23 protein-coding genes and 1 tRNA gene are annotated in these 24,024 nt (G+C 62.7%); 9 read left to right on the forward strand and 15 right to left on the reverse strand.

Features of this window, described 5'->3' with window-relative positions; genetic code table 11:
* Positions 1-47: 47 nt before the first annotated feature.
* The 5 genes from VJR90_09260 to glnK all read right to left on the reverse strand — a co-directional run bounded on the left by VJR90_09260 (position 48) and on the right by glnK (position 4,732).
* Complete coding sequence (locus VJR90_09260) at positions 48-1,352, reverse strand: MFS transporter (GenBank protein ID HKV97663.1); 1,305 nt, start codon at positions 1,350-1,352, stop codon at positions 48-50.
* A 139-nt stretch (positions 1,353-1,491) separates the two neighbouring features.
* Positions 1,492-3,378 (reverse strand): biosynthetic arginine decarboxylase, encoded by a 1,887-nt coding sequence (gene speA, locus VJR90_09265; GenBank protein HKV97664.1) that lies wholly within the window; start codon positions 3,376-3,378, stop codon positions 1,492-1,494.
* A 121-nt stretch (positions 3,379-3,499) separates the two neighbouring features.
* Positions 3,500-3,964, reverse strand: a complete 465-nt coding sequence (locus tag VJR90_09270; GenBank protein HKV97665.1) for a DUF4124 domain-containing protein — start codon at positions 3,962-3,964, stop codon at positions 3,500-3,502.
* Positions 3,961-4,386, reverse strand: coding sequence for a DUF4124 domain-containing protein (locus VJR90_09275; GenBank protein ID HKV97666.1), 426 nt, complete (start codon positions 4,384-4,386; stop codon positions 3,961-3,963). The genes VJR90_09270 and VJR90_09275 overlap by 4 nt, the downstream gene beginning before the upstream one ends.
* A gap of 7 nt (positions 4,387-4,393) precedes the next feature.
* Entirely contained in the window at positions 4,394-4,732 is a 339-nt protein-coding gene (gene glnK, locus VJR90_09280) for a P-II family nitrogen regulator (GenBank protein ID HKV97667.1), read from the reverse strand.
* A 113-nt stretch (positions 4,733-4,845) separates the two neighbouring features.
* Between glnK and VJR90_09285 the strand changes: the two genes are divergently transcribed.
* Both VJR90_09285 and VJR90_09290 read left to right on the forward strand, forming a co-directional pair.
* On the forward strand, positions 4,846-5,124 hold the full coding sequence (locus tag VJR90_09285) for an accessory factor UbiK family protein (protein HKV97668.1): 279 nt from the start codon (positions 4,846-4,848) through the stop codon (positions 5,122-5,124).
* A 29-nt stretch (positions 5,125-5,153) separates the two neighbouring features.
* Positions 5,154-6,665: a YifB family Mg chelatase-like AAA ATPase gene (locus tag VJR90_09290; protein HKV97669.1), complete on the forward strand. Its 1,512-nt coding sequence runs from the start codon at positions 5,154-5,156 to the stop codon at positions 6,663-6,665.
* 15 nt (positions 6,666-6,680) lie between these two features.
* On the opposite strand, the gene VJR90_09295 is transcribed toward VJR90_09290, so the two are convergent.
* From VJR90_09295 to VJR90_09315, 5 genes are all read right to left on the reverse strand, one after another.
* A complete protein-coding gene (locus VJR90_09295; GenBank protein ID HKV97670.1) occupies positions 6,681-7,067 on the reverse strand; it encodes a hypothetical protein in 387 nt (128 codons plus the stop codon).
* Between the two features lie 28 nt (positions 7,068-7,095).
* Positions 7,096-7,551, reverse strand: a complete 456-nt coding sequence (locus tag VJR90_09300; GenBank protein ID HKV97671.1) for an SRPBCC domain-containing protein — start codon at positions 7,549-7,551, stop codon at positions 7,096-7,098.
* Positions 7,552-7,596: 45 nt separating this feature from the next.
* Positions 7,597-8,073 carry an SRPBCC family protein gene (locus tag VJR90_09305; GenBank protein HKV97672.1) on the reverse strand — a complete coding sequence of 159 codons (477 nt, stop codon included), beginning with the start codon at positions 8,071-8,073 and terminating at the stop codon, positions 7,597-7,599.
* Positions 8,074-8,081: 8 nt separating this feature from the next.
* On the reverse strand, positions 8,082-8,405 hold the full coding sequence (locus VJR90_09310; protein HKV97673.1) for a metalloregulator ArsR/SmtB family transcription factor: 324 nt from the start codon (positions 8,403-8,405) through the stop codon (positions 8,082-8,084).
* A 100-nt stretch (positions 8,406-8,505) separates the two neighbouring features.
* Positions 8,506-9,063 carry a c-type cytochrome gene (locus VJR90_09315; GenBank protein ID HKV97674.1) on the reverse strand — a complete coding sequence of 186 codons (558 nt, stop codon included), beginning with the start codon at positions 9,061-9,063 and terminating at the stop codon, positions 8,506-8,508.
* Between the two features lie 433 nt (positions 9,064-9,496).
* Between VJR90_09315 and VJR90_09320 the strand changes: the two genes are divergently transcribed.
* Positions 9,497-9,573 (forward strand) — tRNA-Arg (locus VJR90_09320).
* Positions 9,574-10,037: 464 nt separating this feature from the next.
* Here the strand turns inward: VJR90_09320 and VJR90_09325 are convergent.
* Entirely contained in the window at positions 10,038-10,688 is a 651-nt protein-coding gene (locus tag VJR90_09325) for a hemolysin III family protein (GenBank protein HKV97675.1), read from the reverse strand.
* A gap of 144 nt (positions 10,689-10,832) precedes the next feature.
* Between VJR90_09325 and VJR90_09330 the strand changes: the two genes are divergently transcribed.
* Complete coding sequence (locus VJR90_09330; GenBank protein HKV97676.1) at positions 10,833-12,233, forward strand: MFS transporter; 1,401 nt, start codon at positions 10,833-10,835, stop codon at positions 12,231-12,233.
* A gap of 14 nt (positions 12,234-12,247) precedes the next feature.
* Here VJR90_09330 and VJR90_09335 read toward each other — a convergent pair whose 3' ends face one another.
* The 3 genes from VJR90_09335 to VJR90_09345 form a co-directional block, all read right to left on the reverse strand.
* Complete coding sequence (locus tag VJR90_09335; GenBank protein HKV97677.1) at positions 12,248-12,865, reverse strand: LysE family transporter; 618 nt, start codon at positions 12,863-12,865, stop codon at positions 12,248-12,250.
* A 49-nt stretch (positions 12,866-12,914) separates the two neighbouring features.
* Entirely contained in the window at positions 12,915-13,337 is a 423-nt protein-coding gene (locus tag VJR90_09340; GenBank protein ID HKV97678.1) for an ArsI/CadI family heavy metal resistance metalloenzyme, read from the reverse strand.
* A 97-nt stretch (positions 13,338-13,434) separates the two neighbouring features.
* On the reverse strand, positions 13,435-13,779 hold the full coding sequence (locus tag VJR90_09345) for a metalloregulator ArsR/SmtB family transcription factor (GenBank protein HKV97679.1): 345 nt from the start codon (positions 13,777-13,779) through the stop codon (positions 13,435-13,437).
* 158 nt (positions 13,780-13,937) lie between these two features.
* On the opposite strand from VJR90_09345, the gene VJR90_09350 reads away from it, so the two are divergent.
* Positions 13,938-17,066 (forward strand): hypothetical protein, encoded by a 3,129-nt coding sequence (locus VJR90_09350; protein ID HKV97680.1) that lies wholly within the window; start codon positions 13,938-13,940, stop codon positions 17,064-17,066.
* 85 nt (positions 17,067-17,151) lie between these two features.
* Here the strand turns inward: VJR90_09350 and VJR90_09355 are convergent, their stop codons facing one another.
* Positions 17,152-17,760 (reverse strand): peroxiredoxin, encoded by a 609-nt coding sequence (locus tag VJR90_09355; GenBank protein ID HKV97681.1) that lies wholly within the window; start codon positions 17,758-17,760, stop codon positions 17,152-17,154.
* 139 nt (positions 17,761-17,899) lie between these two features.
* Here VJR90_09355 and VJR90_09360 point away from each other — a divergent pair, with 139 nt between their 5' ends.
* The 4 genes from VJR90_09360 (at position 17,900) to VJR90_09375 (ending at position 24,006) form a co-directional block, all read left to right on the forward strand.
* Complete coding sequence (locus VJR90_09360) at positions 17,900-18,757, forward strand: LytTR family DNA-binding domain-containing protein (protein HKV97682.1); 858 nt, start codon at positions 17,900-17,902, stop codon at positions 18,755-18,757.
* Positions 18,758-18,876: 119 nt separating this feature from the next.
* Positions 18,877-20,850, forward strand: coding sequence for a pyrroloquinoline quinone-dependent dehydrogenase (locus tag VJR90_09365; protein ID HKV97683.1), 1,974 nt, complete (start codon positions 18,877-18,879; stop codon positions 20,848-20,850).
* Between the two features lie 503 nt (positions 20,851-21,353).
* On the forward strand, positions 21,354-23,399 hold the full coding sequence (locus VJR90_09370) for a TonB-dependent receptor (GenBank protein HKV97684.1): 2,046 nt from the start codon (positions 21,354-21,356) through the stop codon (positions 23,397-23,399).
* A 55-nt stretch (positions 23,400-23,454) separates the two neighbouring features.
* Positions 23,455-24,006 (forward strand): GNAT family N-acetyltransferase, encoded by a 552-nt coding sequence (locus VJR90_09375; GenBank protein HKV97685.1) that lies wholly within the window; start codon positions 23,455-23,457, stop codon positions 24,004-24,006.
* The last annotated feature ends 18 nt before the right edge of the window (positions 24,007-24,024 follow it).

A 24,024-nucleotide genomic window follows, 5' to 3' on the forward strand; every position in this document is an offset into this window, starting at 1 on the left:
TTCGGGATTCGCCGCCCGGGGTTTTAACCGCGGCCAAGGATGCGTTCCTAGGTACCGGCAGTTTTTGCCGGCTGCGGCTCAACGGCGCGGATACCGCGCAATTGCCGGCTGGCCAGGCAGCAGAGTGCAATCACGGTAAGCGCCAGGCCAGCGATGCCGAACAAAGCGCCCAGCGAGATCACCTTGAGCAGGGCCCCGGCGATCGCGGCTGAGATCGGCCCCAGCCCCATAAAGGTAAATATCAAAATGCTCATGGTGCGGCCCATCAGTTCCTGCGGCACGCGCTGCTGAATCCAGGTAAATATCGCGATTTGCACGATGCCGGTGAGCAATCCGACGCACAGCAGCAATACCGCACCACTGTAGGTCGCGTGCACGAGCGTCAGGCCGGCGACCGCCAGACCGGAGAGCGCATCGAAGCCGAGCACCATGAAGCCCAGGCGGCCGCGCAGCAGACGGGTGCCCACTCCCGACAGGAAACTGCCGGCGAACATGCCCACACCGTTCGCGGTCATGAGGATGCCGAGCGAGGCCGCGCCCATGTTGAGACGCGTGTCCGCCAGCACCGGCAGTCCCACCTGGATCGGGCCGCCCACGAAGACGGAGACGATGGCGACGTACAGCACGAAGGCGCGCAACGGCAGATCCTTCCACACGCCGTGCAGGCCGGCCGCCACGCTGGCGAACATGCCGCCGCGGGCCGCGGCCGGATGGAAATCAGCGCGGATACGGATCATGAGCAATGAAACCAGCGACGCGACAAAACTGACCGCATCGATGCTGAACGCCAGACCCATGCCGCGCGCGTCCGGCAGGTGTTGCGCGGACACTGCATGCGCGCCGAGCGCGATCACGAATCCGGCCAGCACCGGCCCGACGATCAACGCCAACTGACGCATACCCATGAACAGCGCGTTGGCCGAGCGCAACTGCTGCAGCTCCACGAGCTGCGGCAGGATGGCCGTGCCCGCCGGATAGGCGAACGCCGTGGACAGGCCGATGCCGAGCGCCAGCAGATAAATCATCCACATGTGGATGGCGCCGGTCAGTACCAGCACCGCCAGGATCACGATGCACGCGGCGTTGGCGGCGCGCGCTTCGAGCAGCACGCGCCGCGGCGAGCGCCGGTCCACGACCGCGCCGCCGATGAGCATGAAGGCTGCGCGCGGAAACGCCATCACCGCCAGCACGATGCCGAGCGCCGCGGGATTGCCGGTGAGCTTCAGCACCAGCCATGGCAGCGCCACCAGCGTGAATTGATCGCCGATCGCCGAAATCGAGCTGCCGCCGAACAGCAGCGTGAAGTTGCGGTTGGCGAAGAGCGAGGCGCGAGCTTGGGGTGGCGATTGCATTTCTGGTTACCGGTGCGAAACGCTTCGAGTGCGGGCGGTTGTGAGGAAGTCAGGCGGTTCGTTGCATGTGAGCGGATGCGGGAATGATGAGTCAACATCCTCACAGGGCGCGTAGCGCCCGGCCTCACTTCCTTACCCCTCACTTCTCGAGATAGGTGTAGCCCTTGAGGCCTTCTTCCAGTTCCTTCAGATACTGGGCGCGCTGGTAGGGATCAAGAGCCGTGGCCAGGTCAATCTTGCTGCGGTAGCGCACCACCAGGTCGCTGGGTTCAAAGTGCACGTAGCGCAGCACTTCCTCGACCGTGTCGCCCTGTTCGGACTTGAGCAGCTTGTAGCCGTTGGCGGCGTCCAGTTCGACATTCACCGAGTCGGTGTCGCCGAACAGGTTGTGCATGTCGCCGAGGATTTCCTGGTAAGCGCCCACCATGAAAAAGCCCAGGTAATAAGGTTCGCCGTTGTGCATGGCGTGCACCGGCATGGTGGCCTCGAGTTCTTCCTCGTCCACGTACTGTTCGATGCGGCCGTCGGAGTCACAAGTCAGGTCCTGCAGGACAGCGCGCCGCGTGAGCGGCTCTTCGAGGCGGTGCACCGGCATGATGGGAAACACCTGATCAATGGCCCAGACATCCGGCACCGACTGGAACACGCTCATATTGCAGAAGAACTTGTCCGCGAGTTTCTCGTCAATTTCGAATATCGCATCGGAGTGCGCGCGCGTGGTGGGCTTGAGACCGTCACGCACCTTGCGACAGGTGGCATGGTAAATCTGCTCGGCGCGCGCGCGCTGCTCGAGCGTCAGCACGCCGTGGATGTACATCGTCTGGGCCTCGCCGTTCCAGTAGAGCGCATCCTGATAGACCTCGAGCAGCGAACGGCCATCGGTGTTCTCGTAATCCTCCCACAGGTCCATGAGGATCTGCGGATCCTCGGGGTCGGGCGCGGTGAGCGGCTTGTCGGGTATGGACTCGCGGTCCACCACTTCGGTCACGAGCACCGCGTGATGCGCGGTAATGGCACGTCCCGACTCGGTGATGATGCCGGGGTGCGGCAGCTCGTATTCCTCGCAGATTTCCCACAGCGAACGCACGATAGTGTTGGCATACTGCTCCATGCTGTAGTTCATGGAGCAGGAGCTGCGCGAGCGCGTGCCTTCGTAGTCCACGCCGAGTCCCCCGCCCACGTCCAGGATACGCACGCCCACACCCAGTTCCGCGAGTTCCGCGAAACAGCGGCCGGCTTCGAGCATGCCGCGCTGCACGTCGCGGATGTTGGCGATCTGCGAGCCCAGATGGAAATGCAGCAGCTGCAGGCAGTTGAGCATGCCCGCGGTCCGGAGCCGCTCCACGGCTTCCAGAATCTGTCCGGCCGACAGGCCGAACTTGGATTTCTCGCCGCCGGTGTGCTCCCACTTGCCGCGCCCGGTGCTGGTCAGGCGCACGCGCACGCCGAGCGTGGGTTTGACGCGCATCTCGGCCGCTTCCTTGAGCAGCAGGTCCAGTTCGTTCAATTTTTCGATGACGATGTAAACCTTGTGACCGAGTTGCTGGCCGATGAGCGCTAGGCGCAGGTATTCGCGGTCCTTGTAGCCGTTACACACTATGGTGGCGCCGGGTGGCGCGAGCGCCAGCACCGCCAGCAATTCCGGTTTGCTGCCGGCTTCGAGACCCACGCGGCCCTCGCCGTGCCGGAGAATGTCCTCGACCACCGCGCGCTGCTGGTTGACCTTGATGGGATAGACCGCGGTATAGCCGGCCTTGTACTCGTGGTATTCCATGGCCTTGGCGAAGGCGTTGCACAGCCGGTCCACGCGATCGCGCAAGATGTCGCCGAAGCGGAACAGCACCGGCAGGTTTAGATTCCACTTGCCGACCTCGGTGGCCAGCCGGTGCAGGTCCACGCAGCCGTCCTCGCGCTTGCGCGTGGGGAATACCACCAGGTGCCCCTGGTCATTGATGTCGAAGTAGCCGTCGCCCCAGCGCAGCACATTGAAAATTTCGCGGGCGTCTTCGATCGGCTGGTTGCTCATGGGCGTCGGATACCGCTGGCGGTCGGAAAAAACCGCGCAAGCGTACGGCAAGCGTGTGCAATATTAAAGAGGTCGGGGATGGTCAAATACAGATCGGATGGCGCTATGCCGGGCTCCGCATTCAAGTGCCGGCACAGGCTTTGTCTACCTGTTGCTGCGTCTGCTCGCGGAGTTTCACCAGATCGTCCCCGGTGTAATACGCGGGGCTGGCGCTCGTCGAGTTGGTGATGACCCGATGGGTGTCCATGTAGGCCTGTAACTGCTTGCGTGCGGCGTCGCAGGCCTGCTGCTGTTGGGCCTTTTTGGCCGCGGCCTGTGCGGCTTCCTGCGCCGCCTTCTGTTGTGCAGCATCGGCCGCCGCCACCGATTTGACCAGCTGCTGCTGCTGCGCCACCCCGGTGGGATCGGGCGGCGGCGGTGCAACTTCGATTAGCTTGGCTTTGGTGGCGGCCGAGGGCGGCGGTGTCTGCGAATAATGCACGTTGCCCTGTGCGTCCACCCAGCGATAAACCTGCTGTGCCTGGGCCACGGCGAATACCAGGACGGCAGGCACAATCAGGGCCGGCAGCAGATATTTCACGTTCATGGCGGCGAGGTCTGCGATGCGCAGGCCTGGGTCACGGTGTTTCTGGCTTGCGCGATCGCAGCGGCCTGCTGCTGCGCGTCAAGCTTTTGCTGTTTGCCGTCTTTTCCCAGGGTGTACAGATAGCTGGCGCTCATGTATTTCGCCAGAGTTTCACGCGCAGTCTTGCAGGCGGGGGAATCATCGCCCTTGATGGTGGTGAGGGCCGCGACCGCGGACGCAGCCGACGGCGCGCTGCGCGCGGCAGGTGCAAACTCGTCGGCGGAATTGACGATGGCTGTGGGCGCAAGCGTGGAGTTCGGCGGCACCGAGCTGTAATGCACGTTGCCGCTCTTGTCTACCCATTTGTAGACGGCGCCTTGGGCCAATGCCGCCGTCGTGATGAGCGTGGCCACCAGCAAAATCAGACTATGGGGTTTCATCATGCCATCCTCACAGGGCCTGGGCGTCGGTTTCGCCGGTGCGGATGCGTACCGCCTGTTCCAGGTCATAAACGAAAATCTTGCCATCGCCGATCTTGCCGGTCTTGGCGGCATGACTGATAGCTTCGACGGCGCGTTCCAGCAGATCGTCCGGTACTGCCAGCTCGATCTTCACCTTGGGCAGGAAATCCACCACGTATTCGGCGCCGCGGTAAAGTTCAGTGTGGCCCTTTTGCCGGCCGAAACCCTTAACCTCGGTTACGGTGATGCCCTGTGCGCCGATGTCGGAGAGTGCCTCGCGCACGTCGTCGAGCTTGAAGGGTTTGATGACCGCACTCACCATTTTCATGCTGCCGCCCGCCCCAGTTTGGAAAGCCCGCTATCAGTCTAGCACCCCCTCCCGCACGCGGAGCGGGGTGCGGTATATACTGGCTGCGAACTGCGAGCGGCAAGGTAGCAGGCATGGCGCTGGATCCCAAGATACTCGACGACCTCGCGCGGAAACTCGCCGACAGCGTGCCGGCGGGCCTGCGCGACTTCAAGGCAGATGCGGAAAGGAACTTCCGTGCGGTGCTGCAGAGCGTATTCGCCAAACTCGATCTGGTGACGCGCGAGGAATTCGACGTGCAGGCCGCGGTACTGTCGCGTACCCGTGAGCGCCTCGAGGAACTGGCCGCGCGCCTGCAGGAACTGGAAGCCGAGTTTGAAAGCCGCGCGGCCCCGGCTACAAGGAAAAAGTAATCGCCGCATCAGGGAAGGAATCGGCAAGGATGCTGGCCCGCATATTCAGTCGTGCTCTGGTAGGCATTGACGCTCCCGAAGTCACCGTGGAGGCGCATCTTTCGATGGGCCTGCCGGCGTTTGCCATCGTGGGCCTGCCGGAAGCCGCGGTGCGCGAGTCCCGCGATCGGGTGCGCAGCGCCCTGCTCAATTCACGCTTCGATTTTCCCGCGCGCCGCATCACCGTGAATCTCGCGCCCGCCGACCTGCCGAAAGAAGGCGGGCGGTTTGACCTGCCGATTGCGCTCGGCGTCCTGGCCGCCTCCGGCCAGCTGCCGTTGGAAGTTTCCCGCGACGTGGAATTTCTGGGTGAACTGTCGCTCTCCGGCGAACTCAAGCCGGTGCGCGGTGTATTGCCCGCGGCACTCAAGACGCGCGCCGCCGGCCGCAGCCTGATGCTGCCCTGCGACAATGCCGACGAGGCCGCATTGGTGTCCGGCGTCACGGTGCATGGAGCACGCCATCTGCTCGACGTGTGTGCGCATCTGACCGGGGCGCAGCGTTTGCGTCCGCATGTATCTGCGCTGGTCGCTCACGCGCCGCAATACGATGATCTCGCCGAGGTACGCGGCCAGCATCGGGCCAAACGCGCGCTGGAAATCGCCTCCGCCGGCGGCCACTCGCTCCTGTTCATCGGGCCGCCCGGTACCGGCAAGAGCATGCTGGCGCAGCGCCTGCCGGGCATCCTGCCACCCATGAGCGAAGAAGAGGCGCTGCAGACCGCGGCCATTGCCTCGATCAGCGACAGCGGGTTCAGCGCCAGGAGCTGGCGCCAACGGCCGTATCGCGCACCGCACCACACTGCGTCCGGTGTGGCCTTGGTGGGCGGCGGCTCGGTGCCGCGCCCGGGCGAAATCTCGCTCGCCCATCACGGCGTGCTGTTTCTCGATGAGCTGCCGGAATTCGACCGCCACGTGCTCGAAGTGCTGCGCGAACCGCTGGAGACCGGCCAAGTCGTGGTATCGCGCGCGGCGCACCAGGCGGAATTTCCGGCGCGCTTCCAGTTGATCGCCGCCATGAATCCATGCCCCTGCGGTTACTTGGGAGATAACTCGGGCCGTTGCCGCTGCACCGAGGAGCAGGTGCAGCGCTATCGCGCGCGCATTTCAGGGCCGCTGCTGGATCGCATTGACCTGCACGTGGAGGTGCCGCGCCCGCCGCGCGAGGCACTCAGGCCGGACACACCGCCCGATGGCGAGCCGAGCACCGCGGTGGCGGCGCGGGTCTTGGCGGCGCGCAACCGTCAATTGCAACGCTGTGGCAAGCCCAACGCGCGGCTCACGCCGCGTGAAACCGGACATTTCTGTGCGCCCGACGGCCAGGGACTCGATTTGCTGGAGCGCGCCACCGAACGCCTCGGGCTTTCCGCGCGCGCCTACCACCGCATCCTCAAGACCGCGCGCACCATCGCGGATCTGGCCGCAAGTGACGCAGTACAAACTACGCACGTGGCCGAAGCCATCGGCTATCGCCTGCTGGATCGCCAGCCGACCGCGCGTTGATTCGCGCGCAACGGGTCAGGCTTTCCGCAGCGCGAACGAAAAAATCAGTGTCAGTCCGCCCAGGATTACGAACACGCTCCAGAAAGGCTCCCGCATGTAGGCGAGCGCAAGCACGCCGGTTAACAGGTAGAAGCTGCCGATGAGGCCCGCGACGGGCAGCCAGCGGTTTTCGCCGCGCCAGCCCCGCCAGGCGCTGGCGATTACCAGCAGACCAAATACCAGCATGCAGCCGCCGCAGAAATACCACACCAGGTAAATCAGCTTGTCGGTGTGCGCATCGAGCACTACGCGCGCGAGTCCCATGTCCAAAGTCTTGCGCCCCATAAAACTGTGGCCAAAGGCGCCGAGCGCGATCAGCAGGCCCGTTAAGGCAAGCGCCAGAGAAACCAGTCTGCGAGTCATCATTCTCTCCTCGAAGTAAAAACTGCATTCAGGCGGCAGGCTTGCGCGAAAACACATCATCCGGATGTGGCATGCCCTTGCCGGTCTCCAGGTACTGCTTCAGGCTGACTATGAAATAACCCCAGGCGGTGGCCGAATAGGCAAACAGGTCGTCCGCATCCTTGAAGCCGCTATGCGCAAAGTGCACGAGCGTGCCGCCATCATCTTCGGCGCGCAGTTCAAAACGGATGGTCGTACCTGCCCAAGTGGGTATCGGGGCGGACAATGCCTTCCACACCACGCGGCTGGATGGCTGAAGTTCCTCGATCCGTACTTTGGTGATGCGCTTGCCATTGGCGAAGCGGAACTCACCGTTGCCGCCGACCTTCGCGTCAAGGTCGGCGTCGCGTGTCCACCAGTTGCGGATGCCTTCGACCGTGGAAATAGCCTGATACGCCATTTTGGGCGCGGCATTGATTTTGATGAGATGCAGGATCTCGGCCATACAGGTTCTCCAGTTTGAATTGTGGTCTGAGATTGACGCACGCAGTCAGGTCTTGCTGGCAGTCCGAGCGTAAGCTGCAAGCAATTTGGCCCAGCCTTTTGTCACGGCGTCGTGCATCGCCTGGCCGCGCGCCCCGTGACGTTCAAAGTTGCGATGTTCGAATTCCACGCGCGTGCGCGTCGCGGTTTCTGCGACGAAGCGGACCTCGTATTCGCTGCCGTGCGCGGGGTTGGGATCGAACCCCCAGTCGTGTTGTATCTGCCAAGACACCACGAGGCGCGCAGGCGGTTCCCACACCAGCACCCGGCCCCAGTCGCATTCCGCCCCGTGGATGCCGCGCTCGTACACGCGCCCGCCGGCGCGCGGCTCCATCACGGCCTCTTGCAGGGGTTCCTTGCCGATGTGGTGGTCGCGGAACCACCAAGTGTCGAGACCGCGGGTGAACACGTCGAATGCGTGCGCGCGCGGCGCTTCCACGATGACGGTGTGACGCACGGACGGGATGGCCGTCGTTTCGGTCATGGGCTGGTTCACTTGGTTTTCTCCTTGAAGGATTTTTCCGCGGTTTTTTTGAATGTTTGCAGGGATTGCTGCCAAAACTGGTCGAGGTAATCCCGCAGCGCGGCCACGCCTGCGGGGTTCAGCTGATACAGATTGCGGTTGGCCGCGCGTTCATTGGTTACCAAGCCTGCCTCCTTCAGCACCTTCAGGTGCTGGGACACAGCCGGGCGGGTCACCGGCAGGCCGTCGGCAATGTCCACCACCGCCAGGGGACCGTGAGCCAGGCGCTCGAAGATCGCCCTGCGCGTGGGGTCACCCAGCACCTGCAGCTTGAGTTGTAGGTTAGTATGCACTGACGGTTAGTATAGGCTAACGCTCAAACCTGTCAAGCCAGTATTACCAACAAAAAAGCCGCTCAGGGAGCGGCTGTGGGTATCAACGGTAGATCGCGGTTTACTTGTGTATCAGATCCGCGCCGCCGCTCTGGCTGATCATGTACTCCAGCGCCTTGATCACCTGGGCGTCAGTGAGCGAAGGGTTTCCGCCTTTGGCGGGCATCTGCAGGAAACCATGCAGGGCGTGCTGCTCCAGTACGGGCAAGCCCTTGGCGAGATGGGGTGCCCATTCGGCTTTGTCACCGATCTTTGGCGCTCCGAGCACGCCTGCCTGATGGCAGGCGGAGCAGGTGCCTTCCCAGATTTGCTTGCCACTTTCGGAGACAGACGCTGCACCAGCGGCAGGAGCCGGCGCCGGGGATTCTGTCTGGGTGTTGGCATTGCCTGCGATCCGCACGTCGCCGATGGGCGCGAGGCGCTGGTCAATGAGCTTTTCCTGCATCGCGCCGCCCAGGTCATAGGACCCCGGCGACTTATTGGCGACCGACATGGCAATCCAGTACACGCAGATGGCGAACAGCGCCAGCACCCCGAACACCAGCAGAAAGGAGTCGTAAAAATGCTGGTCGTGACGTTTGCTGTGTTCGTGCAGTTGCTGGTGATCTTGATGGTCCACCGCGGGTCCTCTGCTGAAGATTGGCTCGGCCGACGATTGGCGACCGGGCTTGCAAGGCGCGGATTATATAACTGCGGGACCAGCCGGAGGAAATTGCTGAGCGGCATTGGACGCTTGTGCTGCTTGGCGGTATCCTTCCCGCCCGTTTTTTCGCGCCCGTAGCTCGGCGGGGTGAGCCGGGGCTTTCAGACGAAACGTAGTTTCGTCCCGGCGAACGCCCAGCCATGGATGGCTGGGCTGGCGGGACTACCATGGATGGGTGATACCACAGATAGTTTGAAATGATTACGCGCCCGTAGCTCAGCTGGGCTCGGCCGGTGTCTTCATGCGAAATGCCAGTGGCATTTCGCTCCGGCCGAGCGCCGCGACACGACGTCGCGGCTGGCGGGGCCCACCAGGGATGGTTATTACCGCTGATGGTTTAAAAGAGATTGCGCCCGTAGCTCAGCTGGATAGAGTGCTGGCCTCCGAAGCCAGAGGTCGTGGGTTCGAATCCCGCCGGGCGCGCCAGACAAAAAACCCGCCATGCGCGGTTTTTTTGTCTGGCGATTTTCAATGCGGATGCGAACCCACGACACCCAATCAGCGGGGTTCGACAAAATCGCCGGGGTTCGGCGCATGCGCCGAACGAGTTTGTCAGGATGACAAACTCCGGGTTCTTGGCGAGGCAGGGAAAGCCGAGACTAGAGCGATTTTGAACAGCGCCGCGCAGCGGCGATGGCCCGAAGGGCGGAGGGCAGGTGCCCGGAGTAATCTCGCCGGGCGCGCCAAATTCATCCACTTCACGCTCACGGAGTCATCCCTGACGCGCTTACCGGCCCGGACTTCCTGTCCGGGCGTTCGGCCGGAACAAATAGCCACCAAGCCTGTTTGTTGGAAGACACCGGCCGCACACCGCCGGGCGCGCCAGACAGAAATCCCCACGTTGCGTGGGGATTTCTGTCAGAAATTGCGTGCAACGAGCACGCATCGAGTTACGTCCCCAGTAGGAAGAATGCCGCCGTGAACTGCAGCACGCTGCCGCCGAGACAAAATACATGCCAGATGGCGTGGTTGAAGCGCAGCCTGTCCCAAGCATAGAACAACGCGCCGACGGTGTAAGATCCGCCGCCCGCCAATACCAGAACCAGCGAAGGCCGCGGCAGATGTTCAGCCAGCGGCACGATGGCTATGAGTCCAATCCAGCCCATGATCACGTAGGCAATGGTGGAGACCAGCTCGTAGCGGTGACCGAAACTCAGTTTTGCCACGATGCCAATTAGCGCCAATCCCCAGAGCACACCAAACAGACTCCAGCCCCAAGCGCCGCCGAGACCCACGATCACGAAAGGCGTATAGGTACCGGCGATCAGCAAGTAGATTGCCAGATGATCCAGACGCCGCAGGATGCGTTTCCACGCGCCGGGTTCCACGTAGTGATACAGCGAGGAACTCAGGTAGGTGAATATGAGCGCAGCGCCGAAGATGCTGAAGGTTGTAACCTCGCGTGCATTGCCGTAGAGCGCCGCCAGCATGATGAGCACAGGCACCGCGCCGACCGTCAGCAGCAGACCCACGAAATGGGTCAGCGTGTTCAGCCATTCGTCGGAGTTGAATTCATTCGGGTTGATGGCGGTTTCGTTCACGATAGTCCCGATTTTCTCAGCGCTGGCATGGCAGCCCAACTAGTTTGCCGGATAGTCGCGAACAGCGCCAGATTTCAAGCATGTCCGCGCGCTGGATGAGCTTGTGGCATGCTGTTCGCTCGAAATCATCCGGAATAAATCCACGTGCAGGGGATTCTTGACAGCCTGGACGAGGCGCGCATCGGGCGTGTCCACCGGCGTTCCGCCTGGGCGGCGGGACTCGGCATTTTTCTGGACGGCTATGATCTTTCGATTATCGCCATTGCGCTCATCCTGCTGAAACCGCAGTGGCAGCTGGGTCCGCTGCAAACCGGATTGTTGGGCGGCGCAGCGCTTGCCGGTGCGCTGCTCGGCGGACTCATTGGCGGACCGCTCGCCGACCGCTATGGCCGCAAGGCGATTTATCTTCTGGACATGGCGACGTTTCTGGTGGCCGCACTGGCTTCCGGTTTTGCCTGGGACATTGCCTCGCTGGTTGCACTGCGCTTTGTGCTGGGCGTGGGCGTGGGCGCCGACTATCCGGTCTCCGCCACTTATCTGGTCGAGTTTCTGCCGCGCGCACGCCGCGGCCGCATCACCGTGTGGGTGTTCGCGCTGTGGATGGGCGGCGCAGCGGTGTCGAGCGCCGTGGGCCTCGCGCTCCTGCCGCTCGGCGAACACGCCTGGCGCTTCATGCTGGCTTCCGGCGCGATTCCCGCGCTCGGCATCCTGTGGCTGCGCAAGAACCTGCCTGAGTCGCCGCGCTGGTATCTGCGCCGCGGCCGTGTCACCGAAGCCGTAGCGGTACTGGGGCAACTGGTGCCAGCGCTCAACGAAACAGAAAAGCGAGCGCTCATCGAAGCGCAGCAACACCGTCGCCAAACGCCGCGTGCAGCCTGGCGCACCCTGTTCGCGCGCACCTATATACGGCGCACGTTGTTCATCACCCTGCCCTGGTTCCTGTTCGACATCATGGGCTACAGCTTCGGCATCTACGCGCCGCTGCTGCTGTTGGGGCTTGGCCTGCGTACCAATGTGCAATCGGTCATCGGCAACACGCTGCTCGATGTGGTGGCGATCATCGGCACGGCTTTACTCGCTGAGACCATCGAACACGTGGGCCGCTTGCGTGCGCAGGTCATCGGCTTCGTGGGCTCGGTCGTCGGCCTGCTGCTGATCTGGGTGTTCGCGCTGCACGGTCCGCCGCCGCTTGCCGTGCTGGCGGCGGGACTGTTGCTGTGGCAAGTCGCCGTCAGCTATGGCCCGAGTAACACCTGCTGGGTGTTTCCGGTGGAACTCTTCCCGACTGACCTGCGTGCTTCCGCCCACGGCCTGGCGACCGCAGTGTCGCGCGCGGGCGCGCTGCTCGCGGTGTTTCTGCTGCCGCTGGTGCAGCATGTCATCGGCATAGCCTGGCTGATGCTGATCTTCGCCCTCATCGGCGTTGCCGGTGCGGTGCTCAGCGCCTGGCTCGGCGAAGAGACCGCGCAAAAGCCTCTGCCACAGGAAGCGTCAATTCCTGCAATGACCGTTCAAACGGAACCGGGGAAACGCCTGTCGCCTTGAGCGCCGGCCCGTGCTTACACCGCCAAACGCAGCAGAATCCCGACACCAAACGCGGCGACAACAAGATTGCCGGCGAGACTGAACAGTCGCTGCATGCCGGCGGGCAGGCGCTTTTTCAACAGTGAAGCGCACGCCGCCAACAATGTTTGCCAGGAAAGCGATGCGAGCCCGGCGCCCAGCACGAACAGGACTGCCGCGGTCACGCCCGCCCGCGCGCCGGCGCTGCCACCGAGAATGAGCGCGGCGAAATACACGATGGTCATGGGATTGAGCAGCGTGAGTCCCAAGAACTGAAAATAAGTGCTGCCGTGGTTATTTACGTTTGCCGAACTGTTACCCGTGGATTTTGGTTTGAAGACTTTCCACATGCCGTAGCCGCCCAGCGCGAGTAACACCAGACCGCTGGCGATTTTCAGCGGCAGCGCGAATGAAGCAACCGCTACGGCCGCCGCGCTGCCGGCCGCCACCGCCACGGCTGCGTACAGGAAATCCGCACTGGCGGCGCCGGCGCCCGCGAAAAATCCCCGCGCGAATCCCTCGCGCAGGCCAGTTTCCAGGATCAATATCGCGATCGCCCCGACGGGAATCGCGATGCCGTAACCGGCCAGGACGCCGGTCCAAAAAGCGTTCATGCAAGTGCGCGCTGAATTGTATGGTGGGTTGAGAGGCGAGGCGGCGCGCTCACATGCCGCAACCGCAAGCAGATTTGGTCCCGGCCGCGACCGTGTCCAGGCCATAGGTGGTGATTTCGCCGTGGGTATGGAAACTCTCCCAGCGGATGCCGGAGGGATCGGTGCTCCAAGTCTTGTCGGAGCGCGCATAGCAGCAGTGCGCGTCGCTTTCCTGATGGGTAGCATTCTCCGCCGTGCTCAGTCTGGCGGTGATGGCCGCGAGTTGCTCCGACTCCTCCACCTGGATGCCGAGGTGGTCCACGCCCGGCGCGCGACCGCGGGCGGAAATGGCGAAGTTGACGCGCGGGTCTTCCAGCATCCACTTGGCGTACTCGTCCTTGCGCACCGTGGGCTCGGCACCAAACAGCGTCGAGTAGTAGCGGACGGACTCCGCGAGGTTGCGGACGGCGACGTGGACATGCAGACGGTTCATGGCAATGCTCCTGTGGGGAAACGACAATGCAACCAGCCGCCGCCACAGGGCGCGGTAAAGCGCCGCCATGGCGGACAGGGATACTGGAATGTCGCGCTCAAGCACGGCGGCTCCGGGTCTTGTGCGGGCGTGGCGAGGCCGGGTCTGGCGCGCAACTGGCGCCTTGGCAGCAGTTTTCCGTGAGATAGGCGATGAGCGCGTCCATGGCGGCGTAGTCCGCGGCGTAGTAGATAGCGCGGCCCTGGCGGCGCTGGCTCACAAGGCCCGCGTGGCGCAGTTCCTTGAGATGAAAGGACAACGTGGCGGGCGGGAGCTTGAGCCGTGCGCCGAGATCGCCCGCCGCGAGACCCTTGTCGCCGGCGGGCACCAGCAGGCGGAACAGCGCCAGGCGCGTGTCGTGGGCGAGTCCGGTGAGCGCCGCCATGGCAGTTTGTGTTTCCATTCTTCCATTATTGTGGAAGGATAGAATAGTTGTCAAGGCCTGTCTATCCGGAATCGGTAAAATTTTGTCAGCCTGGCCCGGCCAATGCGGCTAAACTTAACGCCCCCGCGCCGGTCTTAAACCGGCATCCGCACCCCGACTAATTAAGGAACCGCACCATGCGCCTGCGCCTCTGGGTTTTTGCCGCCCCCCTGTTGTTCCTCGCCGTGGCCGCACAGGCGGCCGGATTTGATCCCGGCCTGTATTCCAACCTGCACTGGCGCTTGATCGGGCCCTACCGTTCCGGCCGCGTGCTGGCGGTGGCCGGCATACCCGGCCAGTCCAACCATTTCTATTTTGGTTCCGTAGACGGCGGCGTGTGGCAGACCAACGATGCAGGCCGCACTTGGGAGCCGATTTTCGACAACGAGCCGGTTGGTTCCATCGGCGCAATCGCAGTAGCGCCGTCGGATTCCCAAGTGATTTACGTCGGTTCGGGTGAGGCCGACATGCGCTCCGACATCGGCTACGGCAACGGCATGTACAAGAGCACCGACGGCGGCAAGACCTGGAGCCACATCGGACTCACCGACACGATGCAGATCGGCAAGGTATTGGTGGATCCGAAAAACGCCAACGTGGTGTACGTGGCAGCGCTCGGCCACGCGTACGGACCGAACACCGAGCGCGGCGTGTTCAAGACGACCGACGGCGGGCAGACTTGGCAGAAGGTGCTGTACAAGAATAACAACACCGGCGCCATTGACCTGGCGTTCGGTGCCGACGACCAGACGATTTATGCGTCACTCTGGCAGACGCGCCGGCCGCCGTGGAACGTGTATCCCCCGTCCAACGGACCGGGCAGTGGCCTGTATGTTTCCCACGACGGCGGTGCCCATTGGACGCAGATCACCGGCCAGGGATTCCCGAGCGCGGGTGTAGGCCGCATCGGCCTCGCGGTTGCCGCCAGCGATCCGCAAACCGTGTATGCGCTGGTGGATGCCAAAGAAGGCGGCTTGTACAAGTCCACCGACGGCGGCACGAACTGGACGCATATCTCCAGCGACCGGCGCATTTGGCAGCGCGGCTGGTATTTCGGCGGCGTAAGTGTGGACCCGAAGAACGCCGACATCGTGTATGTCAGTGACACCGTGCTCTATAAATCCACTGACGGCGGCAAAAATTTTCTACCCTTCAAGGGCGACCCCACCGGCGACGACTATCACAGCCTGTGGATCGATCCGGACAACTCCGCGCACATGATCGCGGGCGTGGATCAAGGGGTGATCATCACCCTCAACGGCGGACAGACCTGGAGCTCGTGGTTCAATCAACCCATCGGCCAGATGTATCACGTGACCACCGACACCCGATTCCCGTACTGGGTGTACGGCGCACAGCAGGACTCCGGCGCGGCCTCGGTACCGAGCCGCGGCCGGGACACCGACGGCATCAACATGATGAACTTTCGTGAGATCACCGCCGGCGGCGAAAGCGGCTACATCGCCGTGGATCCGCTCAATCCCGATCTGGTGTACGGCAGCGACTACGGCGGCGGCGTGGACCAGCTCAACCTGGCCACTGGGCAGACCCGCAGCGTCGGCCCGGCGCTCGCCTATCCCGGCATTTACCGCCAAGTGTGGACCATGCCGCTGGTGTTTTCACAGGCCGACAAACAGGCGCTGTATTTCGGAAACCAGTATGTGTTCCGCACCACGGATGGCGGCGCGCATTGGGACAAGATCAGCGGCGACCTGACGCGTGACACGCTCACGGTGCCGGCCACGCTCGATCCGGTTACCGCCAAAGACAGCGCCGTGCTGGGTCCGCGCCGCGGCGTGGTCTACGCGCTGGCGCCCTCGCCGCTAAAGAAAAACCTGCTCTGGGCCGGCACCGATGACGGCCTCATCTGGCTCACGCGCGACGGCGGCAAGCACTGGTCGAATGTCACGCCGTCAGCACTCACACCTTGGTCGAAGGTCGGCATCCTCGAGGCCGGTCATTTCAGCCCCGGCACCGCCTATGCGGCGATTGACCGCCACCGCCTCGACGATTACCAGCCGTACATTTATGCCACGCATGATTACGGCAAGTCTTGGCAGTTGATTGTCAACGGCATTCCCGCCGGCCACTTTGTGAACGTGGTGCGCGAGGATCCGGTGAAGCGTGGCCTGTTGTACGCCGGTACCGAGATGGGCGTGTACGTGTCATTCGACGACGGCGCGCATTGGCAGTCGCTGCAGCAGAATCTGCCGGTGACTTCGGTGCGCGACATTGACGTGCACGGCGCCGATCTGGTGATCGCCACGCACGGCCGCGCCTTCTGGATCATGGACGACGTGTCTGCGCTGCGGCAACTCACCGATCCGGTGGCGAGCAGCAGTGCCTGGCTGTTCAAGCCGGCGCTCGCCTATCGGGTACTGCCGGCCGGTTTCGTAGGTACGCCGCTGCCCGCTGACGAAGCGCACGCACCCAATCCGCCGCTGGGCGCCTACATTGATTACTACCTGAAAAATGACAGCGTGGCTCCGGTAACCCTGGATATCTACGATGTCCTCGGTAATCAGGTGCAGCATTTCAGCAGCGCCACGCCGCGGCCAAATATCGATCTTTCCAGAATCGAAACCACGCCGCAGTGGATTCCGCAGCCTACGCCGCTGTCAGCGAGCGCCGGTGTGCACCGCTTTGTCTGGGATTTGCGCTACGCGCAGCCGGCAGCGCTCAAAAATCCCTTCGGCTTCGGTGGCGGCGGACTGTGGGCGGTGCCCGGAACCTACACGCTGAAGCTCACAGTGAACGGCAAGACCTACAGTCAGCCGCTGGTCGTCAGGGAAGATCCGCGCGTAAAGGTCAATACCCGTGAGCTCAAGCAGCAATTCGAATTTGCGCGGCGCATTGAAAGCACGCGTGTGCAAGTAGCCGAAGCCAGTCACGCGGTAGGTTCGCTACTCACGCAACTCGCAGGGGTGAAAGACAAAGTCAGCGGCAATCTGGCGGCTCAGGTGGCCGCGCTGACTGCCAAGCTGGATGCCATCGGCGGCATCGCGCCCGTCAACCCGGACAATTCGGTGGGCGTGCCGCCTGCGAATCTCAACAACCTGACGTACCTGGATAACGCGTTCGCCACCTTGGCGCGGGCGGTGGAAAGTGCGGATGCCGCACCCACAAAGGACATGCGCAGCGGGTTTGCGGAACAACAGAAGCTGCTCGCGCCGGTGATGCAGCAATGGCGCCAGTTGCAGCTGACGGATGTGCCGCAAGCCAGCGCGGCTTTGCAGAACGCAGGACTCGAGGCGTTGAAATACTGAGAGACGAGCCGGCCGCACCCAGGTGCGGCCGGCCGTCAGCCGACTGTCAGTTCAGCTCGCAGCGGTCACGCCGCAAACCGGCGGCTCAGCGTCCCTTGGCTTTGTGCAGGTGTTCCACGATTGCCAGCGACCGGGTCACGTGTTCGTCGGGCGTCAGGTGATCGGCTTGCGACGATAACGTCGCGACCACTTTCCCCTCGCGGTCAATGACGAATGTGGTGCGCGGGAAGAAGCCGTGGGTTACGGTGTCGCCACGCACGTCCACGACTCCCTTCTGAGGCGGGATCATCTTCAGGTCGTAATCGGCCGCAATCTTGCCGTCCGGGTCCGAAGCCACCGCAAATTTGCCTGCGCAGTATTCCGGGTCGGATGAAAACGCATTGAGCCGTGTGATGGAATCCGCCGACACGCCGATGATGGAAGCGCCCGCCGCGGTGAACTGCTCCGCGTGCGTCGAGAAGGTGTGGGCTTCGAGGTCACAGCCCTTGGTGAAGGCCGCGGGATAGAAGTAAACGACCACCGGTCCCTTGGCGAGAGCCTGCTTGAGGGCAAAGGTGAAATCCTTGCCTGCCAGGCTGGCGGTGGCGGTGAAATCCGGTGCCGCTGCCCCCGGTTGCAGGGCCGCGAACGCTGGAATCGTAAGCAGTGTGAGCAGCGCACCGGCCAGAATGGAACTGATGGGATGTTTGCGCATGGGGAATCCTCCTGAAGTCAGCCGCAAGCTAGCACAAAACACCCCATGCGTCAGGTTGAACCGGCAGGCGCGGCTGTCCAAAGGACTTGGCGCGGGAATAAGATAGCCGGCCCGCAGTGGCTGGTTTGAGGCGCATCGCATGACGGAGGAGTCGGACAGGCTGCCGGAGTTGGTCATAAGCCGGCGGGTGCGCGGCTGGCAGATCGCCTTTTTCGTTGTTTTGGTGGTGGCCTTTGCCACGGTCAATGTCTTCACCGCGCTTGCCAACAAGGCCAGCGACGGCATAGTCCTTTCTCCTTGGGAACCGGTGGTCTGGGAATTTTCAAGTGCCATACTCATTTGGGCGCTGATTCCGGTGATTGCTTGGTTCAACAGCCGCGTGCTGATCTCGGTGCGCTCGTGGAAATGGGCGTTGCCGTCGCATCTCTTGGCCACCTTACCCTTTTCAATCATTCACGTAAGCGGCATGGTGGCATTGCGCGAGCTTGCCTATACAGCCGCCGGCCGGCACTACGAGTTCGGCGCGCCGCTCGGCAACTGGATTTATGAATACCGCAAGGATTTCGTCACTTATTGGATGATTCTGGCCGCGCTGTACGCATTCCGCGTGTATCGTCTGTGGCTGGAAAGCCGCCTCGCGCCGGCGCCTGTACCCACGGCCACTGGTGGCGTTGAACGGCTGGTGGTGAGAAAACTCAACCGCGAGTTCATTCTGAATACCGCGGAAATTGACCGCATCGAATCCGACGGCAACTACGTCACCATCCACGCCCAGGGTGCGAGCTATCCGTTGCGCGAATCGCTGGCCTCACTGGAAAAGCGTCTGGATCCCAAGCGCTTCGCGCGCGTGCACCGCGGCCACATCGTGAACCTGGATCGCATCCGCGAAATCCAGCCCTGGGACAGCGGCGATTACCGCATCCTGCTGAAAGACGGCAGTTTCGTGAATTTCAGCCGCCGCTACCGCAGCCGCCTGCCACAGCTTTTTGACTCCTGAGCGGAATTCATCACTCCACCGACGCCGCTCGGCCCGAGCGGCTGCCGCTTGTCACCTTTGACGTTGCAGACGCTCGCTCTGCAGCCTAATTTGCGTGCCACCTGGTGAGGAGGCGAGCCATGCGCATAATTTCCCGCTACGTTTTGTTGAGTCTGCCATTAGTCCTGGTGTTGGCCGGCTGCGGCCGCAGCCAAGTGAGTGTGTCGCCAGCGCCCGACGTCGGCTGGAGCTATTACGGCGGCGATGCGGGAGGTACGCGCTATTCAACCGCGGCCCAGATCACCCCGGCTAATGTCAAAGACCTGAAAGTGGCGTGGACTTTCCGCACCGGTGACACCGGCGCCGGCTTCCCCGATGACGAGTGGAAATCACACATGACTTTCGAGGCGACGCCCATTCTCTATGAGGGCACGCTCTTCCTCACCACGAGCGAAACCAATGTGGTCGCGGTCAGCGCAGCCACCGGCAAATTGCGCTGGCGCTACGACACCAACGTCAGCAAACTCTGGTATTCCGACGCGGCTTCGCGCGGCGTGACCCTGTGGGTGGACGGGCAGTCGTCGTCAAACGCGCCCTGTCACGCACGCATCTTCGCGCCCACGCTCGACAGCCGCATCGTGGCGTTGGATGCCAGCACCGGAAAACCCTGTGCGGATTTTGCCGACCACGGCATCCTCGATCTCCTGCACGGGATTCGTTCCACGTACGAAACCGGCAGCCGCTACCGCAACTATCTCGTGACTTCGCCGCCCGTGATTCTGGACAGCAAGCTCATTTTCGGTTCCTCCATAGGCGACAACCGCGGTGTGGCGTTGGAGTACGGCACGGTGCGTGCCTATGACGCACGCACGGGCCAATACCTGTGGGGCTGGGACCCGATTCCGCGCGACCCGTCGAACCCCGTGTACAAGGAGTGGGCGCCCGAGGCCGCAAAGCTCACCGGCGCGGCCAATGCCTGGCCGCCGCTTTCGGTGGATCCCGAACGGCATCTGGTGTTCGTGCCCACGGGCTCGCCCAGCCCGGACGTGTACGGCGGCGAACGGCCCGGCGACAACCGCTGGGCGAATTCCGTGGTTGCACTCAACGCCGACACCGGGAAGTTGGTGTGGGGCTACCAGTTGGTGCATCACGATCTCTGGGACTACGACACCGTGGCGCAGCCGACATTGGTGGACCTGAACCACGATGGTCAACGCGTACCGGCAGTCATCGAAGCCACCAAGACCGGCATGTTGTTCACCTTCAACCGCGAAACCGGCGCGCCGATTTTCCCCATCGTGGAGAAACCCGTGCCGCAGGACGGCGCGGCGGGCGAAGTGTTGTCCAGGACCCAGCCGTTTCCCGTGTTACCCGCACCACTCGCACGCCAGGGCCCGGTGACTCCGAGCGACGCCTGGGGCCTGACATTCTGGGATGAGGGCAAGTGCCGCAAGCTGATCGAGCAATACCGCTCCGAGGGCATCTTCACGCCGCCCGGATTGAAAACTACGATTGAACAGCCGGGCAACGCCGGCGGCGTCGAGTGGGGCGGCATGGCCTTCGACCCCGTACATCAGCTGGCCGTGGTCAACACCATGAATCTGCCGTGGGAATATGCCCTGATTCCCCGCGATCAACTCAAGGCCGAAGCCGATTCCGGTAAATACGACGGCTGGGAATTCGCGCGCATGACCGGCACGCCTTACGGCATGCGTCGCCGAGTGCTGCTGTCGCCGCTCGGCATTCCTTGTGTCAAACCGCCGTGGGGTGAGCTGGCGGCAGTGGATATGCGGACCGGCGCAATTAAATGGCAAGTGCCGCTCGGCAATGCCGTGCTCAATCACTGGAACCTGGGCGTACCCAACATCGGCGGACCGATCGTGACCGCCGGCGGAGTGATTTTCATCGCCGCCACCATGGATCAGGACATCCGCGCCTTTGACTTGAATACCGGCAAAATGCTGTGGCAGCACAAGCTGCCGGCCGGTGGCCAGGCCACGCCCATGACTTACAGCGTGAATGGTCGCCAGTACGTGGTGATTGCCGCCAGCGGGCATGGCGACGGCTTCGGCAAGCGTGGCGATTACGTGATTGCGTTCGCCCTGCCGCAATGAATTCGAATTTTTGGAATCGCGGTCGGGACGACCGCTCCCACAATGAGCTTCGCTCTTATGGTTGGAGCGACAGTCTCCGCCGTGACAGCTCGTCGTTTTTTTCTCAGGCTCCCTCTTTTGAAAAAGAAGGGCGAGCTGCGCAGCAGCGAGCGGGTTGCCAGGGGCACATCGCGAAGCGATGTGCGGGAGACCAGGGATGGTTTCCCTGGACCGGAACACGATGCAGGATGACAGAGTGTTCAGGGCAACCCTGGACTTTCAGGCGAAGCAGGGTAAGCGGCAACGCCGCGAACGCCCATGCAGGACGCATGGACTGGACTTTTGGCGGAGCAGGACTGCGCAGCCAACAAGCGCAGACTGAAAGGGGGTGGATTTGTCAATTTACAAATCCTCCTCTATCCCCCTTTGATAAAGGGGGAAATACGGCAAAGCGCCCTTGTGGGAACCGCGGGCGAACCACTGGTTCACGCCGCGATTGGTTGGCCTGTGCGGCGTGCCTGTGTTTGCTGATTGGCTTCGCACAGACGGCGCGCGCCGACGACCCCGTGCAGCTTGGGCCGGTCGTGGTGACCGATACCGGCGCACCAGTGCCGTTGCAGATTCTGCCCGGCAACACCGCGCTGGTGAACGGACAGACGCTTGCGCTGATTGGCGAAACCCATCCGGCGCAGATTTTCTACAATGTACCCGGCGCCTGGGTGACCGAGGGCAGCGGGCAGGAGAGCCTGGTCTCGATCCGCTCGCCGCTCCTGACCGGCAGCGGCGCCTGCGGCGCGTTCCTGTTCCTCGAAGATTCCGTGCCCATCCAGCCCGCGGGTTTCTGCGACGTAAACGCGCTCTTCGAGATCAACACCGAACAGGCCGCGGCGGTGGAAGTGGTGCGCGGTCCGGGTTCGGTGCTGTACGGCTCGAATGCCTTGAACGGCATCGTTAACGTGCTGACACGCGGGCCGCAGTACCAACCGCAGACAAGCGCGAGCTTGGAGCGTGGCACAAATGACTACACGCGCGCAGAGGCCAGCGCGGGCCACTGGAGCGGCACGGACGGTTACCGCGTCGGTGCCAATGCGGCGCACGACAGCGGCTTTCGCGCCGATTCCGGTTATGACCAGCAAAAGCTCACGCTGCGTCTGGATCACGATACCGGTGCGCTCAGCCGCGAAACCCTGGTGGAAGCCACCAACCTCGACCAGCAAACGGCGGGTTACATTTACGGCCTGGATGCCTACGAAAACCCCGCGCTGCGCTATTCCAATCCCACATCCGGTGCATTCCGCAAGTCGCAGAACCTGCGCCTGTTGCAGAAATGGCAGGTGAATCTGTCCACCACGCGCGAGTTGGACATCACGCCCTACGCGCGTCACAACTGGACGAGCTTCACCCAGCATTTCCTGCCCGGCGAACCGATCGAGACCACGGCGGCCAACAGCGGCGGCGTGCTCGTCAAACTGCGCGCGCAGCTGTCGGCGGACACCTCGGTGATCTATGGCACGGACGCGGAATATGCCCACGGCCGCTCAAGCCAGTACCAGCCGGCGGCGATCACCAACATGCCGCCAGCCCAGGCCGACATCCGGCCGCAGGGCCTGCACTACGATTACGCTGCCGACAGCCGCACTCTCGCCGCGTATGCGGATATCGCGCATTACTGGAGTCCGCAGTGGTTGTTCTCAGGCGGGGTGCGCGTCGAAGGCGCGCGCTACAGCTACGAAAATTTTCTACCGGCCGGAAACGCGCAGCCGGACGGAACGCCCTGTGGTTTCGGCGGCTGTCTATACAACCGGCCGGCGGATCGCAGCGACCAGTTCGTGAACGTGCTGCCGAAGTTCGGCGTGAGCTGGCTCGCGAGTCCGCAGCAGACCGTTTACCTGAACGTCGGACGCGGGGCACGTGCGCCGCAGGTCTCGGAGCTGTACGAGTTGCAGCGCGGCCAGGATGTCGCGGACCTGAATTCCGTGACGCTCAATTCGTTCGAGTTTGGCTGGCGCGGAGTTTCCGGCCCGTGGACCTGGGATGCGGATGCCTACTACATGCTCAAAGACCACTACATCTTCCGTGATTCCAACGGCTTCATCGTGAGCAACGGCCGCATCCGCTCTCAGGGTCTGGAGTTTTCATTTGCCTGGCGTCTGGACGCGCACTGGCAGTTGCTCGCGGACGGCACGTATGCATTACATCGCTATGCGTTCTCCGCCACGCTCAACCAGGGCAATTTCATCGCCTACGGCAACGACGTGAAATACGCGCCGCGCAGCGTGGGCAGCGTGCGTTTGCGCTGGCAACCCGCGGACTGTACGCAACTGGAACTGGCCTGGACGCACGTGGGCGGCTATTTCCTCGACGAGTACAACCAGCATCGTTACGGCGGTCAGGACCTGCTGAATCTGCGCGGCGCGCAGCAACTGGCGGGCGGCTGGTCGCTGGCGCTGCGCGTGACCAATCTCACCAACAAGGCCTATGCCGAGCGTGCCGATTACAGCTTCGGCAATTACCGCTATTTCCCCGGTGACGGCCGTGAGTGGTTTGTGGAGCTTGGCAAGAGTTTCTAGGGAAGTGGCCCTGAGTCGTTGCATTTCTTGCCATACCTTCTGTCACCAAAAGACAATGATTTCCACATCACAATTCCTCAATACCGAACGGTTAACTCTCCGGAGCTTCGTACAAGTCGATGCGTCGAGACTGGCGCAACTTGCTGGCAACCGGAACATCTCGGACACGATGATTTCAGTGCCACACCCGTATTCAACGGAACAAGCGAGTTCCGCCATCACGGGTTTTTTGGGGGACTTCGCGACCCGCCGCGGGTTCCATTACGCCATGGCGCTACGCAGCGACACGGATAATTTCGTCGGCTATATCGCGCTCAAAGACATCGACTGGGAGCATCGGCAGACGGAGCTGAGCTTCTGGCTCGATTCCGGGCACACAGGTCGTGGTTATGTCACTGAAGCGGGAAGAGCCATGCTCGTGCTCGCATTCGAGGGATTGGAACTGAACAGGGTGTGTGCGTATCACATGAGGCGCAACCCCGCATCGGGGAAAGTGCTGAATCGTCTTGGGTTCGCCCGCGAGGGATGCCTGCGCCAGCGAGTAATGAAATGGAACAAATTCGAGGATGCATGCGTCTGGGCTAAGTTGCGCCAAGACCCCAGATAGCACCCATATAAACTTGGC

This window comes from Gammaproteobacteria bacterium, assembly GCA_035279405.1.
In the GTDB taxonomy this organism is placed as follows: domain Bacteria; phylum Pseudomonadota; class Gammaproteobacteria; order Natronospirales; family REEB76; genus REEB76.